Origin of the sequence: Ensifer sp. ENS09 (genome assembly GCF_014852425.1) — a bacterium.
Classification (GTDB): domain Bacteria; phylum Pseudomonadota; class Alphaproteobacteria; order Rhizobiales; family Rhizobiaceae; genus Ensifer.
Genome location: NZ_JACVBP010000002.1, coordinates 512,197 through 526,975, shown reverse-complemented (window position 1 = coordinate 526,975; position 14,779 = coordinate 512,197). Strand labels below are relative to the sequence as shown.

Below are 14,779 nucleotides of genomic sequence, written 5' to 3'. Positions count from 1 at the left end.
CCTGAAGACGTTGGCCTGCGCGCCGAGAAGCGTCGCCTTGGCGATTACGCCCGCTTCATCAGCGGAAAGCGTTCCTTCAGCAGTCGCTGGATCGATTCCGAGCCGATCGGCGGACCGAAGAGGAAGCTCTGTCCGTAGTCGCAGCCCATCTGCGACAGTTGGATCGCGTCGTCCTCGGATTCGATGCCCTCGGCCACCACTTGCATGTCGAGCTCGCGCGCCATGGTGATGACGGAGCGCAAGAGGATGCCGCGCTTGTCGCTCGGATCACGCACCAGCGCCTTATCGATCTTGATCGTGTCGAAGGGGAAGCGGGTGAGGTAGGAGAGCGACGAGTGGCCCGTGCCGAAGTCGTCGAGCGCGAGCTTGAGACCGGCCTCTTTCAACTTTTCGAGGACGAGGCGGGCCTGCTCCGGATTCTCCATCACAAGCGATTCCGTCAGCTCCATCTTCACCTTGCCCGGATCGCAGCGGTTCTTGGTGAGGATGGCGCGAACGTCGTCATAAAGCTCGTTGTTGAGCAACTGCGCGCTCGAAAGGTTGATCGAGACGAAGATCGGCAGCTCGCCGGTCTGCAACTGCCATTCCGTCAGGTCGCTCGTTGCCCGATCGAAGGCGAACATGCCGAGCTGGTTGATGAGGTCGGAATTCTCGGCGATCGGGATGAACTCGGTCGGCGAGATGTTGCCGCGCTTGGGGTGATCCCAGCGCATGAGGGCCTCGAAGCCGGCGATCTCGGCATCGTTCAGCCGCACGATCGGCTGGTAGACGAGCGAAAGTTCCTTGCGCTCGATTGCCTTCTTCAGATCGGCTTCGAGCTGCATGCGGTCCGAACCGGAGGTGCGGAAGGCCGGGCGGAACGGCTCGACGCGGTTGCCGCCTTCCTTCTTGGCCCGGAACATGGCGAGCTCGGCATCATCGAGAAGCCCGGCCGCACTCTGTTCCTGGTCGAGCCACGAGACGAGCCCAATGGATGCCGTCAGGTTGATTTCGCGGTTGCCGTAGTTGAGCGGCACCATGATTGCCTTGCTCACCGCGTCGGCGAAATCGGCAACCTTGGCGGGATCGCGCTCGGACATCAGGATCAGGCCAAACTGGTCGCCGCCGAGGCGGGCCAGCGTGTCCTGCGGGCGCAGCAGCCGGCGCAGGCGCCGCGTCAGTGCGATCAGGATGTTGTCGCCGGCGGCAATGCCCAAGAGATCGTTGACCTGCTTGTAGCGGTCGATGTCGATCGCAAGCACCGTCGGGCGCACGGAATTGCTGCCGTCGGCCATCAAGAGCATCGCCTGCAGCCGGTCGAGGAAGACCTGACGGTTCGGAAGGCCGGTCAGATTGTCGAGAAGCGCGTTGTGCAGCAGCCGTTCGACGGAATTGCGCTGTTCGGTGATGTCGATGATCGTGCCGACGCAGCGGATGATTTCGCCGTTGGCGCCAAGCACAGGGCGGGCGCGGATAGAGAGCCAGTGATAGTGGCCGTCCTCGGCGCGCACGCGGAATTCATGATTGAGCTTGCCGCGGCGGCGCTCGAGGAGCACGTCGAGCGTGGCGCGGAAGCGGTCGCGATCGTCGGGATGCAGCCGCGGCAGCCAGTTGCGCAAGGGTCCGTGCATGCTTCCGAGCGACAGGCCGAGCTGGGTCGAGATATCGGGCATGGTCACCACACGGTCGCGCGCGACGTCCCAGTCCCAGACGGTGTCGCCGGAGCCGGTGAGGGCCAGCGACTGGCGCTCGAGATCGGAGAACAGGCCCTGCTGGTAGCCGCTGCCGGCAACGGCATGCTGCATGACGGTGAAGCCGATCAGGAGCACGATCAGCACGAGACCGCCGCCGAGTGCCGGCTGCACGATGTCGTTGGCGAGCTGACCGGTGACCGTCAGCCAGGCGCCGAACAGCCAGACGAGGATCAGCAGCCAGGCGGGAACGAGCAGGATCGCCCGGTCATAGCGGTTGAAGCCGAGATAGGCGATCAGCACGATGCCGACGGTGCCCGTCAGCGCAAAGGAAAGACGGGCGATGCCGGCCGCGATCGCCGGGTCGTAGACGGCGACGCCGAAGAGCAGGCCGAGGCCGAGGATCCACGCGAGCGTGGCATAGCCCAGATGCTGGTGCCAGCGGTTGAGATTGAGGTAGGTGAACAGGAAGATCACGAGGCCGGCCGCGAGGAAGACCTCGGTGCCCGCTCGCCATATTCGCTCGTCCCCCGCCGTCACGCTGATGAGCTTCGACAGGAAGCCGAAGTCGACGCAGATATAGGCAAGCACGGCCCAGGCAAGTGCCGCCGTCGCCGGCAGCATCGAGGTGCCCTTGACGACGAAGAGGATGGTCAGGAACACCGCAAGCAGGCCGGCGATGCCGAGCACGATGCCGCGATAGAGCGTGAAGGCGTTGACCGTGTCCTTGTAGGAGTCCGGCTCCCAGAGGTAGATTTGCGGCAGGTCCGGTGTCGCAAGCTCGGCGACGAAGGTAATGATGACGCCCGGCGCCAGCGAGACGCGGAAAACGTCCGCCTCGTCGCTCGGTTCGCGGGTGAGCGCGGAGCCTTCGCTCGGCGTGATCGAGAGCATGCGCTTGGAGCCGAGGTCCGGCCAGAAGAGCTTGGAATTCACCAGTCGGAAATGCGGCGCGACGATCACGCGCTCGAGCTGTTCGGCCGAAACGTTGGCGAGCGCGAACACCGCCCAGTCGCCCTGGTGGCCTTCGCTGTTGGAGCGCACTTCGATTCGTCGCACGATGCCGTCGGTGCCGGGTGCTGTCGAAACCTGAAAGGCTTCGTTGCGGCCGCTGTAGATTTCGGTCGTCGCCGTCAGGTCGAGCGCCGTGTCTTCACGCGAAATCTTGACCGGCTCCAAAGCCTGGGCCGCGCCGCCGAGCGCACAGAAAATCGTCGTGAGCGTTATCAGAAACGCTGCCAGCTTGGAGGCTGACCAGGCGAAGGGCGAGCGGGCTAGAGGCATCAAAGGGGCATATTCCTGTTCGGTACGGCATCGTCGGACAGGAGAGAAAAGAGCAGATGGTCTCGCCACTGGCCGTTGATTCTCAAGTACTGTCTTAAATAGCCTTCACGCTCAAAACCGGCCTTTTCAAGGAGCCGGATGCTTCTTGAGTTGTCCGGAATACAGGCTGCTTCAATACGGTGCAACTCAAGGGTCGAAAAGATGTAGGGGATCGCGAGCTTGAGGGCCGCAAACATGTGGCCTTTGCCGGCGTGGCGCGCGCCCATCCAGTAGCCGATCATGCAGTTTTGCCCGGCGCCGCGGCGAATGTGGCCGATGGTCAGTCCGCCGAGCAGGATCTCGCCTGGCTTGTGGAAAAGGAAAAGCGGCACCGCCTGGCCGGAGGCATATTCCTGCTCGTTGCGGATGACCCGGCTGCGAAAGGCGCTCTCGGTCATTTCGTCGGTGCGCCAGGTCGGTTCCCACGGCTCCAGGAAGGTGCGGCTGTCGCTTCTGAGCTGATACCACTGGCGGTAATCGGAATAGCGGGGGAGGCGGAGCAGGTAATTCTGGTCGGCGATTTCGATCGTCTCCGGCTGCCGCGACAGGAACCGAAAAACCGATCGTGTCATAGCTGCCTCCGAGGCCGTTCCGTTTACGCGCGAGGACCTTGTACCATCCGCCCGACGGCACGCCTTTGCGCCATCACAAATCGAAACGTTGCACAACTTTGCGCGCAAATCGAATCCGATTTTGCGAAAAGGCGCAAAGACTTCACCATTCGCACACGCTGTCGTCATCCGCGGCGCGCCGGCTGGCTGAACGCAGTTTTACGGGCGGCGCTTGAAAGCGCCTCCCGTGCAAAATTGCTCACTGTTTGGGAGGCCGGGATCGCTTCATTCATTCTGATGAAGCGGAGCCCGGCCGTTAAGCCTTCGGCTTAGCTTGCGACGGCGTGCGGAACGGCGGCCTTGCCGGTCAGCGACGACAGAATGTCGCCCATCGGGGCAAGCTGATCGAGCGGGCCGATCGCCGAAAGCGTCGGTATCGTGTCGAAGAACAGCCGGCCGGCAAGGTCGGTCAGGCGCTCGATGGTAATGCCGGAGAGGCGCTCCATCAGTTCCTCGTTGGGGATCGGGCGACCGTAGAGCATCATCTGGCGGGCGATCTGGCCGGCGCGGGCCGCCGGGCTTTCCTGGCCCATCAGAAGCTGTGCACGGATCTGGGCGCGGGCGCGCTCGATTTCCTGCTGCTCGATGTTCATCGAGGATTTGCGCAGCTCGTCGACGATGACGGGCATCAGTTCCGGCAAGTTCTCGCCGCCTGTTGCGGCATGCACGCCGAAGATACCGGTGTCGGAAAAGCCCCAATGGAAGGCATAGACCGAATAACAGAGGCCGCGATGCTCGCGTACTTCCTGGAAGAGGCGGGAGGACATGCCGCCGCCGAGGATGTTGGCGAGGATCTGCGAACAGTAGAAATCGCGGGCGTGGTACGCCTTGCCTTCAAAGCCGAGCAGCACCTGCGCGTCCATCAGGTCGCGGGTTTCGCGGCTCTCGCCGCCGGTGTAGAGGGCAGTTTCGAGCACGGGCGTTGCGATCGGTGTGCGCGGCAATGACGAGAAGCGTTCTTCGACCTGGCGAACAAAGGATTCGTGTTCGACGGCGCCGGCGGCGACCACGAACATGCGGTCGGTCGTGTAGTTGCGGCCGAGATAGTGCCGGATCTGGTCGGCGGAGAACGACATGACCGTTTCCGGCGTGCCGAGGATCGGCCGGCCGACGGTCTGGTTGCGATAGGCGGTCTCGGCGAAGCGGTCGAAGACGACATCGTCGGGTGTGTCGTCGGCAGCGCCGATCTCCTGCAGGATCACGTGCTTCTCACGGCGCAGTTCTTCCTCGTCGAAGCTGGACTCGGTCAGAATGTCGGCGAGAATGTCGACCGCAAGCGGCACGTGGTCCTTGAGAACCCGGGCATAATAGGAGGTCGTTTCGGTGGAGGTCGCAGCATTGACCTCGCCACCGACGTTTTCGATCTCTTCGGCAATCTGGCGGGCGGTGCGCCGCGCGGTGCCCTTGAAAGCCATGTGCTCGAGCAGATGGGCAATGCCATGTTCGCCGAGGGTTTCATTGCGCGAACCGGACTTGATCCACACGCCGAGCGCCACACTTTCAAGATGCGGCATCTGCTCGGTTACCACCGTCAACCCGGAAGGGAGCCGGGTGCACTCAACTTTCATCATACGTTTCTTCTCGTTCTTACCCCCGGAGGCGGGTCCGCTCGCCGATAAAGGTCTCGACGGTTTTCAGGTCCGGATCCAGGATATCGAAACGCTCCTCCCTGTTCATCAGGTCAGCAAGCCACGTCGGAAGCGCCGGGTCAATACCACTTGCCGATTTTACCGCGTCCGGGAATTTCGCCGGATGGGCGGTCGCAAGGGTCACCATTGGAGCGGACGCCTTCTCGTGTTTGGCGGCGACGAAGACGCCGACGGCGCTGTGCGGATCGAGCAGATAGCCCGTGTCGGCAAGCGTCTTTGCAATCGTCTTGGCGACGTCCTTCTCCGAGGCGCGACCGGCGCGGAACTCCTTGCGGATCGCCTTCAGCGCCTTCTCGCGGATGGTGAAGGAGCCGGACTGCTTCAGCCCGTCCATCGCCGAGCGGATTTCGCCCGGGTCGCGGTCGTTCGCCTCGAACAGAAGCCGTTCGAAGTTCGACGAAATCTGGATGTCCATCGACGGTGCGGTGGTCGCCTTGACGTCGCGCATCTCGTAGCGGCCGGTCTTCAGCGTGCGGGCGAGGATGTCGTTTTCGTTGGTGGCGATGATCAGCTTGTCGATCGGCAGGCCCATACGCTTGGCGACGTAGCCAGCGAAGATGTCGCCGAAATTGCCGGTCGGGACCGTGAAGGAGATCTTGCGGTCCGGCCCGCCGAGCGCGACCGCCGTGGTGAAGTAATAGACGATCTGGGCCATGATGCGCGCCCAGTTGATCGAGTTGACACCCGAAAGCTTGACGCGATCGCGGAAGGCGGCGTCGTTGAACATCGCTTTGACGAGGTTCTGGCAATCGTCGAAGTTGCCATTGACGGCGATGGCATGAACGTTGGATGCGGTCGAGGTCGTCATCTGCCGCTGCTGTACCGGCGAGACCTTGCCGTGCGGGAAGAGAATGAAGATGTCGGTACGCTCACGACCGGCGAAGGCGTCGATGGCTGCACCACCGGTGTCGCCCGAAGTCGCGCCGACAATGGTGGCGCGCTCGCCGCGTTCGGCAAGCACATAGTCCATCAGCCGCGCGAGCAGTTGCATCGCCACGTCCTTGAAGGCGAGCGTCGAGCCGTGGAAGAGTTCCATGACGAAGGCGTTCGGTCCGGTCTGTACCAGCGGCGCCACCGCCGGATGGCGGAAGGTGGCGTAGGCCTCGTCGATCATTTCGCGGAACTTGGCCGCCGGGATCTCGCCATTGATGAAGGGCTCGAGCACGGTGAAGGCAATGTCCTGGTAGGATTTGCCGCGCAGGCCGCGGATTTCCTTCTTGGAAAAGGTCGGCCATTCCTTGGGGAGATAGAGACCGCCATCGCGCGCAAGACCGGCAAGCAGCGCATCGCAGAAGCCGAGAGGAGCGGCTTCGCCGCGCGTCGAGATATACTTCACCATCTTTGTCCTTCGTCCCACCTCAAGGGTTGCGGCGACCTTGGGAAACGTCGTCGCGACACGCTCGTCTTATTGCGTCAGTCCTTGACAAAGTCTGCATCTATTCTTGTCACCGACCCAATTTCCGGTCGCAAAACTAGCTTCGGAAAATTCGGAAGGGACGGACTGACCCAATCGATTTTTCAGTTTGTCGCTGCTATAGACGATGCCCGAAGGCCATGAAAGGTCTTCCGGCCGAGATTTCGGTCAAGGAGTTTCAACCGGTCCAGCAGAGGTTGTTCAACGTGTTTGGCAAAGTATCCCGGCCTGTTCTCGCAATATCTTTTCTCGCGGTCCTAGCCGGCTGCAATCAGACTCAATCCGGTGGGGCGATCGACGCAGGCGGCAGTGCCGCTGCTCCGACGCCGGCCGTCGTTCAGGCCGCGTGCCCGCAGGTCATCCTGCGTGACGGCACGTCGGTCTTCACCAGCTACGCCAAGGGTGCCAAGAACGACCCGACCAAGGTCGTCTACCAGGCCTCTCTTGCCGACACCACGCGCCAGTGCGTCCAGAGCGAGAACTCGCTGACGATGACTGTGGTGGTTCAGGGACGCGTGGTCAGCGGACCCGCGGGCGGCCCCGGCAAGGTCACGATGCCGATCCGCGTTGCGGCGACCGATGAGGACAAGACGCTCTATTCCGAGCTGACGCAGCATGCCGTCGAGATCCCCTCGACCGGCTCTGGCCAGTTCGTCTTCACCAAGGCTAACGTGACGCTGCCGGCCGGCGCCGGATCCAACGTCACCGTCTATGTCGGCTTCGACGAAGGCCCGCCGGCCAAGGGCAAGAAGAAATAAGCAGCGGCCCATGCCGCATAAAAAACGCCGGGGCTTGCCCCGGCGTTTTCATTTCCATTGTGTGCGACTTATTCAGCCGGAACGCTCTTGCCGCCTTCCCACTTGTAGAGCGAGAAAGCCTGCGAGGTAAGGTCGCCGGCTTCGCTGTAGGTCAGCTTGCCGAGAACCGTGTCGATGGCGTCGCCCGACTTGATCGCGGTTGCAACCGCAGTCGCGTCCTCAGCGGAGCCCGCCTTCTCGATGCCGGCCTTCAGCACCTGGACGGCAGCATAGGCGTTCAGCGTGAAGGCTTCGGCCGGGATGTTCTTCGCCTTCAGCGCTTCGACAGCCGGAGCGGAGGCTGGGTTGCTGGTCGCGTCGCTGGCATTGGTGTAGACCGTGCCGGTCGCAGCTTCGCCGCCGATTGCCCAGAACTCGGTGTTGGACAGGCCGTCGCCGCCGAAGATTTGCGCCTTCACGCCCTGGTCGTGCATCTGGCGCGCCAGCAGGCCGCCTTCCGGATGGTAGCCGCCGAAGTAGACGACATCGACGTTTTCGGCCTTCAGGCGGGTGACGATGGCGCTGAAGTCCTTGTCGCCCGGGTTCAGGCCTTCATAGACGACTTCGGTGATGCCGCCAGCGTTGATCGCCTTCTTGAAGCCGTCAGCGAGGCCCTTGCCGTAAGGCGCCTTGTCGTGCAGCACGGCGACCTTCTTGTCCTTGAGGTTCTTGAGCACATAGGCGGCCGCAACCTCGGCCTGCTGGTCGTCGCGGCCGCAGGTGCGCAGCACGTTCCAGAGACCGCGGGTGGTGAGGTCAGGCGTGGTTGCCGTCGGCGTCACCATCAGGATGCCGTTTTCGGCAAGGATGTCCGAAGCCGCCATCGAGGTGCCGGACAGAACCGGACCGACGACGTAGCGGATGCCTTCACCGGCAGCCTGGTTGGCAACCGAAACGGCCTGCTTCGGGTCGCCGGCGTCGTCGAGCATCTTCAGCACGATCTTCTCGCCATTGATGCCGCCAGCCTTGTTGATCTCGTCTGCAGCCGTTTCCGCGCCGTTTTTCACCTGCTCGCCATAGGCCGCGACCGGGCCGGTAAGCGGCGTGATCACGCCAATGGTGATGTCGGCGAAGGCGAGCGGGCCGAAGGCGACGCTGGCTGCCAGGGTCAGGCCGGTCAACATTGAAAGACGCATTGTGTTTCCTCCTAAAAATACCCCGTTGGGGCTTGCTTGGTACGGCCCTCGTGCGCGGCTCCTCGAAAACCGGGAAGATTTTCTGGGGGACGTGACGCCACTGCAATGTGTCATCATGTCCCTCGGCGTCTAATTGGACGTCTGCCGTGTTGGCCGAAGGCTTCTTTCCCGCTCCGGCCGAAAGCCGGAGCGAAAGGGGCATGGCGGTGCGCAACCGCCTGCGGCCAATTAGGCCGTCATCGACTCCGACCATGCGGAAAGGGCCGCGATCACGCCCGGCAGCGCCGTCATGCGCGAAATCACCGTTTCCGCACCCGCTTCGGTCAGCTGGTCGGCATGCGAGGGATGGGTGTGCGAACCGCCGGTGAAGCCGACGACGCGCATGCCGGCGGCACGTGCACCGTGGATGCCGTGGACGGAATCCTCGATCACCAGCACCCGCGACGGGCCGACGCCCATCTGCTTGGCGCCGTGCAGGAAGATGTCCGGCTTCGGCTTGACGCGGTCGGCGCCGAGGTCGCGCGCCGAATAGATACGGCGGCCGAAATGGTCCTTGATGCCGACCTTGCCGAGCATCATGGCAAGCCGCGCCGAGGTCGAGTTGGAGCAGATGCAGTGCGGCAGCGTCAGTTGCCCCAGCATCGGCTTGACGCCGTCGATGATGTTGAGGTCGCGGGCCAGACGCTCGTCGAGGATGGTGTCGACCTTGCTGATGAGCTGGGCCGAAAGCGGAATGCTTGCTTCCTTCTCGATCTGCAGCAGCGTGTTGTGCCAGGTCATGCCTGCAAAACGCTCCGCCATTTCCTCGACGCTGATCGGGTAACCCGCTTCTGTCAGCAGTGCTGCTTCGACTTCCGACGCGATGATTTCGGAATCGACGAGAACGCCGTCGCAATCAAAAATGATGAGATCGATACCGGTCATATGGAACAGTTCCCTGGGAGGAGAGGCGCCGCAGGCGGGGGAGGAATGTTCGCGCGGCGCGGGGCTTTCGTACGGCAGAGCTTTTATACGATGGTAGGCCAAAGCTCAACCATTGGAAATTATCGAAACCGCCCGTGCGCTTGCTCGACAGCATTGTTTCGCGGCTCTATCAGTAGGCGATGGAAAAGCAGCAGGACGATACGCTCGCAAGTCGCATCAGCAAGGCCCTGGCCGAGCGGATCATCTCCGGCATGTTGATGCCGGGGGAGCGCTTGCGGCAGGATCATATCGCCGAGGAATTCGGTGCGAGCCATGTACCCGTCCGCGAAGCCTTTCGGCGGCTGGAGGCCCAGGGCCTGGCCGTCAGCGAACCGCGCCGCGGCGTTCGCGTCGCCTCCTTCGACCTGAAGGAGGTGAGGGAAGTCGCCGAGATGCGCGCGGTGCTGGAGGTCCTGGCGCTTCGCCATGCCATCCCGCATTTGACGCCGGCGATCCTCGATCGGGCCGAGATGGCCACGGTCGCTGCCGATACATCACGCGACGTGCGCTCCTGGGAGGCGGCAAACCGCGCCTTCCACCGGCTGATCCTCGAACCTTGCGGCATGCCACGGCTGCTTGCGGCGATCGACGATCTGCATGCGGCGAGCGCCCGCTTCCTGTTTTCCGCCTGGCGCACGAGCTGGGAGGCGCGCACCGACCACGATCACCGCGCGATCCTGGCCGCCTTGCGCGAGGGCCGGGGCGACGAGGCGGCAAAGATCCTCGAACGGCATGTGGGCTGGATCGGCAAGACGCCGGTCAGGACCGCCGCGGGCGAAACCCGTGAGGCCTTTTCCATCGTTGGCTAAAGTGGCTGGCAGCAGCTACTGCGGAAACAGCTCGGAGAAAGCCTTCTCGCCATTGGCGGTGAAGCGGATGACGCGGCTGTTCGCCTCGCGCTTGGCCCAGCCCTTGTCGATGAACAGCGTCAGCAGCGCTTCGCCAAGCGAGCCGGCCAGGTGCGAACGGCGCTCGCTCCAATCGAGGCAGGTGCGGCAGATCGGGCGGCGGGATTTTTTCAGCGCTGCATAGTCGATGCCGAGCGCCTCGATCCGGCTTTGCCCGTCGGGCGTCAGCGCCAGGTCGTCGCCGGTGACTTCGATCTGCTTTTCGGCGATCAGGCTGTCATACATGCGCACGCCATAGTCGCCGGCCAGATGATTGTAGCAGACGCGCGCCTTACGCAGTGCCGGATCTTTCGGCCCGGGACGGTGGCGGGTCATGCCGCGGCCGGCGGCAAAGCCCATCAGGTTCTCGAGCATCAGCCCGACTTCGTCTTCTGCCAGCTGAAAATAACGGTGGCGCCCCTGCTTGCGTTGGCTGAGCAGGCCGCCGGCCTCGAGTTTGGCGAGATGGGAGCTGGCGGTCTGCAGCGTGATACCGGCATGGGTGGCAAGCTCGGTTGCGGTCAGCGCGCTGCCGCCCATCAGCGCCGTCAGCATGTTGGCGCGGGCGGGATCGCCGATCAGCGAACCGATGAGAGCGATGTCTGGACCTTCCTTCATACTTCGATCGTAATCGAAGCATTCTCGACAGACAAGCGGGCATAGTCACCTCATCGAAGACCGGGCGAAAGGCCCCAAGGACCTGGAGATGATGATGATCACCTGTTTCATCCGCTACGAAATCGATCCCTTCAAAAAGGACGAGTTCGCCACCTATTCGCGCAATTGGGGCGAGGTCATTCCGCGCTGCGGCGCCGATCTCATCGGCTATTTCGGTCCGCACGAGGGATCGGCGACGACGGCTTACGGCGTTTACAACATCGAGAACCTCGCGGCCTATGAGGCCTATCGCGCCCGGCTTGCTGCCGATCCGCTCGGCCGGGAAAATTATGCCTTTTCCCGCCGCGAGCGGTTTATCCTGAAGGAGGATCGGATTTTCCTGAAGAACGTCTCGATGCCAACAGGAGGAAAGTGAACCATGATTGCCGTCATCTTCGAAGTCTTGCCGGCCGAGGGCCGGCGTGACGCCTATCTCGGCATTGCCGCCGACCTGCGGCCGCTGCTCGACGACATCGATGGTTTCATCTCGATCGAACGGTTCCAGAGTCTCGCCAATCCCGACAAGGTGCTTTCCCTGTCTTTCTGGCGCGACGAGGAGGCGGTGAAGGCGTGGCGGAACGGCGCCGAACATCGGGCCGCCCAGGATGCCGGGCGCCACGGCGTCTTTGCCGACTACCGCCTGCGCATCGCCTCCGTGATCCGCGACTACGGGCTGAACGAGCGCCATGAGGCACCCTCGGACAGCCGCGCCTTTCACGACAACAGGTGAAACGCGTCCGAGACGCCTATACGCTGCGGCGGGAGGCGGGTGAACACCCGTTCCCGCCTTGCCTGTTCACTCCAGAAGACCTCTCTAACATAGCGTGACTACGCACTTTTTCGAAACGGCCTTCAGGCTTTGGTAACCATCTTCGGTAACCATACGCTCCATGATCCGTTCCGAGTAAGCGTATTTGCGAGTTGTCCATGTCTTCAGTTGTTTCGCTTGCCGAAGTCTCCCGCTCCGCCCGTCCGCAGGGCTGGCTAGACACCATCATCAAGGGTGACTGCGTGGCCGCGCTCAATGCGCTTCCCGACAATTCGGTCGACGTCGTTTTCGCCGACCCGCCCTATAACCTCCAGCTCGGCGGCATGCTGACCCGTCCCGACCAGTCGGTGGTCGATGCCGTTGACGACGAGTGGGACCAGTTCGCTTCCTTCGAGGCCTATGACGCCTTCACCCGCGCCTGGCTGCTCGCCTGCCGCCGCGTGCTGAAGCCGACCGGCACCCTCTGGGTGATCGGCTCCTACCACAACATCTTCCGCGTCGGCGCGATCCTCCAGGACCTGCACTTCTGGATCCTCAACGACATCATCTGGCGCAAGACCAACCCGATGCCGAATTTCAAGGGCCGCCGGTTCCAGAACGCCCACGAAACGCTCATCTGGGCGACGCCGAACGCCAGCGCCAAGGGCTACACCTTCAACTACGATGCGATGAAGGCGGCCAATGACGACGTGCAGATGCGCTCCGACTGGCTGTTCCCGATCTGCTCGGGCCACGAGCGCCTGAAGGACGACGACGGCAAGAAGGTGCATCCGACCCAGAAGCCGGAAGCGCTGCTTGCCCGCATCATGATGGCCTCGACCAAGCCTGGCGACGTGATTCTCGATCCCTTCTTCGGTTCCGGCACGACCGGCGCCGTCGCCAAGCGCCTCGGCCGCCACTTCGTCGGCATCGAGCGCGAGCAGGATTACATCGACGCGGCATCGGCGCGCATCGACGCCGTCGAGCCGCTCGGCAAGGCAATGCTGTCGGTCATGACCGGCAAGAAGGCCGAGCCGCGCGTCGCCTTCAACACGCTGATCGAAAGCGGGCTGATCAAGCCCGGTACGGTTCTGACGGACGCCAAGCGCCGCTACAGCGCGATCGTCCGCGCCGACGGCACGGTCGCTTCCGGCGGCGAAGCCGGCTCAATTCATCGCCTGGGCGCCAAGGTCCAGGGGCTTGATGCATGCAACGGATGGACATTCTGGCACTTCGAAGAGGGGAACACCCTGAAGCCCATCGACGAACTCAGAACCGTCATTCGAAATGATCTGGCAAAACTGAACTGATCAACCAGTTCCGCCGGATCCTTCGAAAAGCGCTCTGACCGGTTTTTGTACCTTCAGTCCCGGAAGGAGAGCTTTAAATGCCCGGAACCCTCGATGTGAGGATTCCGGGCATTTGTATGTCCGGTGTATGTCCGGGCCATAGGACCGAGCGTATGAAGCAACCGGCCAGCCCTGAGGCCGATTGCCAATCTACGCATCCGCCAATAGGGTTCAGGCAGACCGGCCTTCATCCGAACAAGAGTGTCATCCGCATGGCCTTGCCCGATCGTCTCCAGCGCGTGAAGCAATGGGCGCGGCAAATCAAACGGGACGTCGTTGCGCTCTGGTTCGCCGCGCGAGATCGTCGAACGCCGCTTTCGGCGAAAGTCGTTGCCGGCGCTGTGGCGGCCTACGCACTCTCGCCGGTCGACCTGATCCCGGACTTCATTCCGATATTCGGATACCTCGATGACCTGATCCTCGTTCCGCTCGGCATCCTCCTGGCGGTGCGTCTGCTGCCGCCGGCGCTGATGGAAGAATTCCGAGAGCGGGCGACGACACTGGAAGGACGCCCGTCCAGCCGAAGTGGTCTTGTTGCAATCCTGAGCATCTGGTTCGTGGCCGCGGTCGTTGCGGCCTGGCTGGCATGGGACCTCATCGCGGCCAGGTTCTGACAATGCGCCGCGGCGACCCGTGCCGCCGCGGCGCGTTCAATGGCGGATACACCGCCTTCAGAGAACCGGCGCTCCCTCTGGGCGCAAATGGAAGAGCGTCCGCGGGCCTTTGTCCTCAAAGCCGCAACTGGTGAGCACAGGCTCGAGGCCTGCTCTTTCGTCTTCCTGTAATTCGACCGTGGCGACCCTGATATCGGGATAGGCCGCGGGAATGCGCTGAAGCAGGGTGGCAACCAGGGCAATCAGCCCCGGAGAAGAGGCCTGGTGTTCGGTGATGTGGATCATCATTTCATCGTTCCAGACAAAGGCGTAGGCCTCGGCGACGACGAGGTCGTGATGTTCCAGCCACTGCATCAGCAGCCCGCCCTCATCCCAGTCCGCAATACGTTGGGCGACAGCGTCCGCGTCCCAGGTTGTGGTGCAGGTTTCTCCGCTGCAGTCCGATATCCCCGCGCGTGTGAGGAAGTCCACGAACTTTGCGAGAAGATCTTCCGGTAGAGGCGCGTGGACGGCGTAAACGACGGCATCGTCCTTGGGTTTTGCGATTGCGGCTGGCCAGCGCTCAGATGGCGCCTGCCAGGTCCTGAACAGATCCCGAAGCGCGGTCGCGCCGGTCATTTCGACGACCTGCTGGTTGAGAGGGGTTGTTCGGGAGTGCCAGATGATGCCCTCTGAACCGACCTCTACCGCTGCAAGCCGAAAGAGCTGCGCCAGAATTTCGGCGTTCTGCAGATCGTGCGACGGCATGGCGTGCCAGCCTCGATCGGCCGCTCTCTCGTCGTCGCCTTCAATCGGCGGTCGAAGGCTGAGCCAGCCCGCCAATTTGGCATCGCGTCTGGCGACCACGAAACGGGTCTCTGAATACCGTTCACTGAATTCTTGTCGAGAGACCTCGTCGCGAAAGCTGGCCTCGGTCGTCGCGTAGAGCTCGTCCATGAAGGCGTCCTTGGCGACGCCGTCT

14 protein-coding genes are annotated in these 14,779 nt (G+C 62.8%); 6 read left to right on the top strand and 8 right to left on the bottom strand.

The annotated features are described in order from the left end of the window. Nucleotides 1-44: 44 nt before the first annotated feature. From IB267_RS10760 to thrC, 4 genes are all read right to left on the bottom strand, one after another. The gene (locus IB267_RS10760; RefSeq protein ID WP_192447573.1) at nucleotides 45-2,954 is read right to left on the bottom strand and encodes an EAL domain-containing protein; all 2,910 of its coding nucleotides are present in this window, start codon (nucleotides 2,952-2,954) and stop codon (nucleotides 45-47) included. Next, a complete protein-coding gene (locus IB267_RS10755) occupies nucleotides 2,954-3,565 on the bottom strand; it encodes a GNAT family N-acetyltransferase (protein ID WP_192448298.1) in 612 nt (203 codons plus the stop codon). The genes IB267_RS10760 and IB267_RS10755 overlap by 1 nt, the downstream gene beginning before the upstream one ends. Before the next feature lie 308 nt (nucleotides 3,566-3,873). Further along, entirely contained in the window at nucleotides 3,874-5,175 is a 1,302-nt protein-coding gene (locus IB267_RS10750; protein ID WP_192447572.1) for a pitrilysin family protein, read from the bottom strand. 16 nt (nucleotides 5,176-5,191) lie between these two features. Next, a complete protein-coding gene (gene thrC, locus IB267_RS10745; RefSeq protein WP_192447571.1) occupies nucleotides 5,192-6,592 on the bottom strand; it encodes a threonine synthase in 1,401 nt (466 codons plus the stop codon). Nucleotides 6,593-6,873: 281 nt separating this feature from the next. Between thrC and IB267_RS10740 the strand changes: the two genes are divergently transcribed. Continuing rightward, entirely contained in the window at nucleotides 6,874-7,425 is a 552-nt protein-coding gene (locus IB267_RS10740; RefSeq protein ID WP_043619928.1) for a hypothetical protein, read from the top strand. A 68-nt stretch (nucleotides 7,426-7,493) separates the two neighbouring features. Here the strand turns inward: IB267_RS10740 and IB267_RS10735 are convergent, their stop codons facing one another. Then, nucleotides 7,494-8,600 (bottom strand): ABC transporter substrate-binding protein, encoded by a 1,107-nt coding sequence (locus tag IB267_RS10735; protein ID WP_043619889.1) that lies wholly within the window; start codon nucleotides 8,598-8,600, stop codon nucleotides 7,494-7,496. Nucleotides 8,601-8,828: 228 nt separating this feature from the next. Next, nucleotides 8,829-9,524 (bottom strand): HAD family hydrolase, encoded by a 696-nt coding sequence (locus tag IB267_RS10730; protein WP_192447570.1) that lies wholly within the window; start codon nucleotides 9,522-9,524, stop codon nucleotides 8,829-8,831. A 179-nt stretch (nucleotides 9,525-9,703) separates the two neighbouring features. On the opposite strand from IB267_RS10730, the gene IB267_RS10725 reads away from it, so the two are divergent. After that, a complete protein-coding gene (locus tag IB267_RS10725; RefSeq protein WP_192447569.1) occupies nucleotides 9,704-10,372 on the top strand; it encodes a GntR family transcriptional regulator in 669 nt (222 codons plus the stop codon). A gap of 15 nt (nucleotides 10,373-10,387) precedes the next feature. On the opposite strand, the gene IB267_RS10720 is transcribed toward IB267_RS10725, so the two are convergent. Next, the gene (locus IB267_RS10720) at nucleotides 10,388-11,068 is read right to left on the bottom strand and encodes a helix-turn-helix transcriptional regulator (RefSeq protein ID WP_192447568.1); all 681 of its coding nucleotides are present in this window, start codon (nucleotides 11,066-11,068) and stop codon (nucleotides 10,388-10,390) included. Between the two features lie 94 nt (nucleotides 11,069-11,162). On the opposite strand from IB267_RS10720, the gene IB267_RS10715 reads away from it, so the two are divergent. The 4 genes from IB267_RS10715 to IB267_RS10700 all read left to right on the top strand — a co-directional run bounded on the left by IB267_RS10715 (nucleotide 11,163) and on the right by IB267_RS10700 (nucleotide 13,818). Further along, nucleotides 11,163-11,483 (top strand): NIPSNAP family protein, encoded by a 321-nt coding sequence (locus IB267_RS10715; protein WP_043619930.1) that lies wholly within the window; start codon nucleotides 11,163-11,165, stop codon nucleotides 11,481-11,483. A 3-nt stretch (nucleotides 11,484-11,486) separates the two neighbouring features. Beyond that, a complete protein-coding gene (locus tag IB267_RS10710; protein ID WP_192447567.1) occupies nucleotides 11,487-11,837 on the top strand; it encodes an antibiotic biosynthesis monooxygenase in 351 nt (116 codons plus the stop codon). Nucleotides 11,838-12,034: 197 nt separating this feature from the next. Further along, entirely contained in the window at nucleotides 12,035-13,165 is a 1,131-nt protein-coding gene (locus tag IB267_RS10705; RefSeq protein ID WP_043619897.1) for a site-specific DNA-methyltransferase, read from the top strand. A 251-nt stretch (nucleotides 13,166-13,416) separates the two neighbouring features. Then, a complete protein-coding gene (locus IB267_RS10700; protein ID WP_192448297.1) occupies nucleotides 13,417-13,818 on the top strand; it encodes a YkvA family protein in 402 nt (133 codons plus the stop codon). Between the two features lie 57 nt (nucleotides 13,819-13,875). Here IB267_RS10700 and IB267_RS10695 read toward each other — a convergent pair whose 3' ends face one another. After that, the gene (locus IB267_RS10695) at nucleotides 13,876-14,754 is read right to left on the bottom strand and encodes a hypothetical protein (protein WP_192447566.1); all 879 of its coding nucleotides are present in this window, start codon (nucleotides 14,752-14,754) and stop codon (nucleotides 13,876-13,878) included. Between the last annotated feature and the right edge of the window lie 25 nt (nucleotides 14,755-14,779).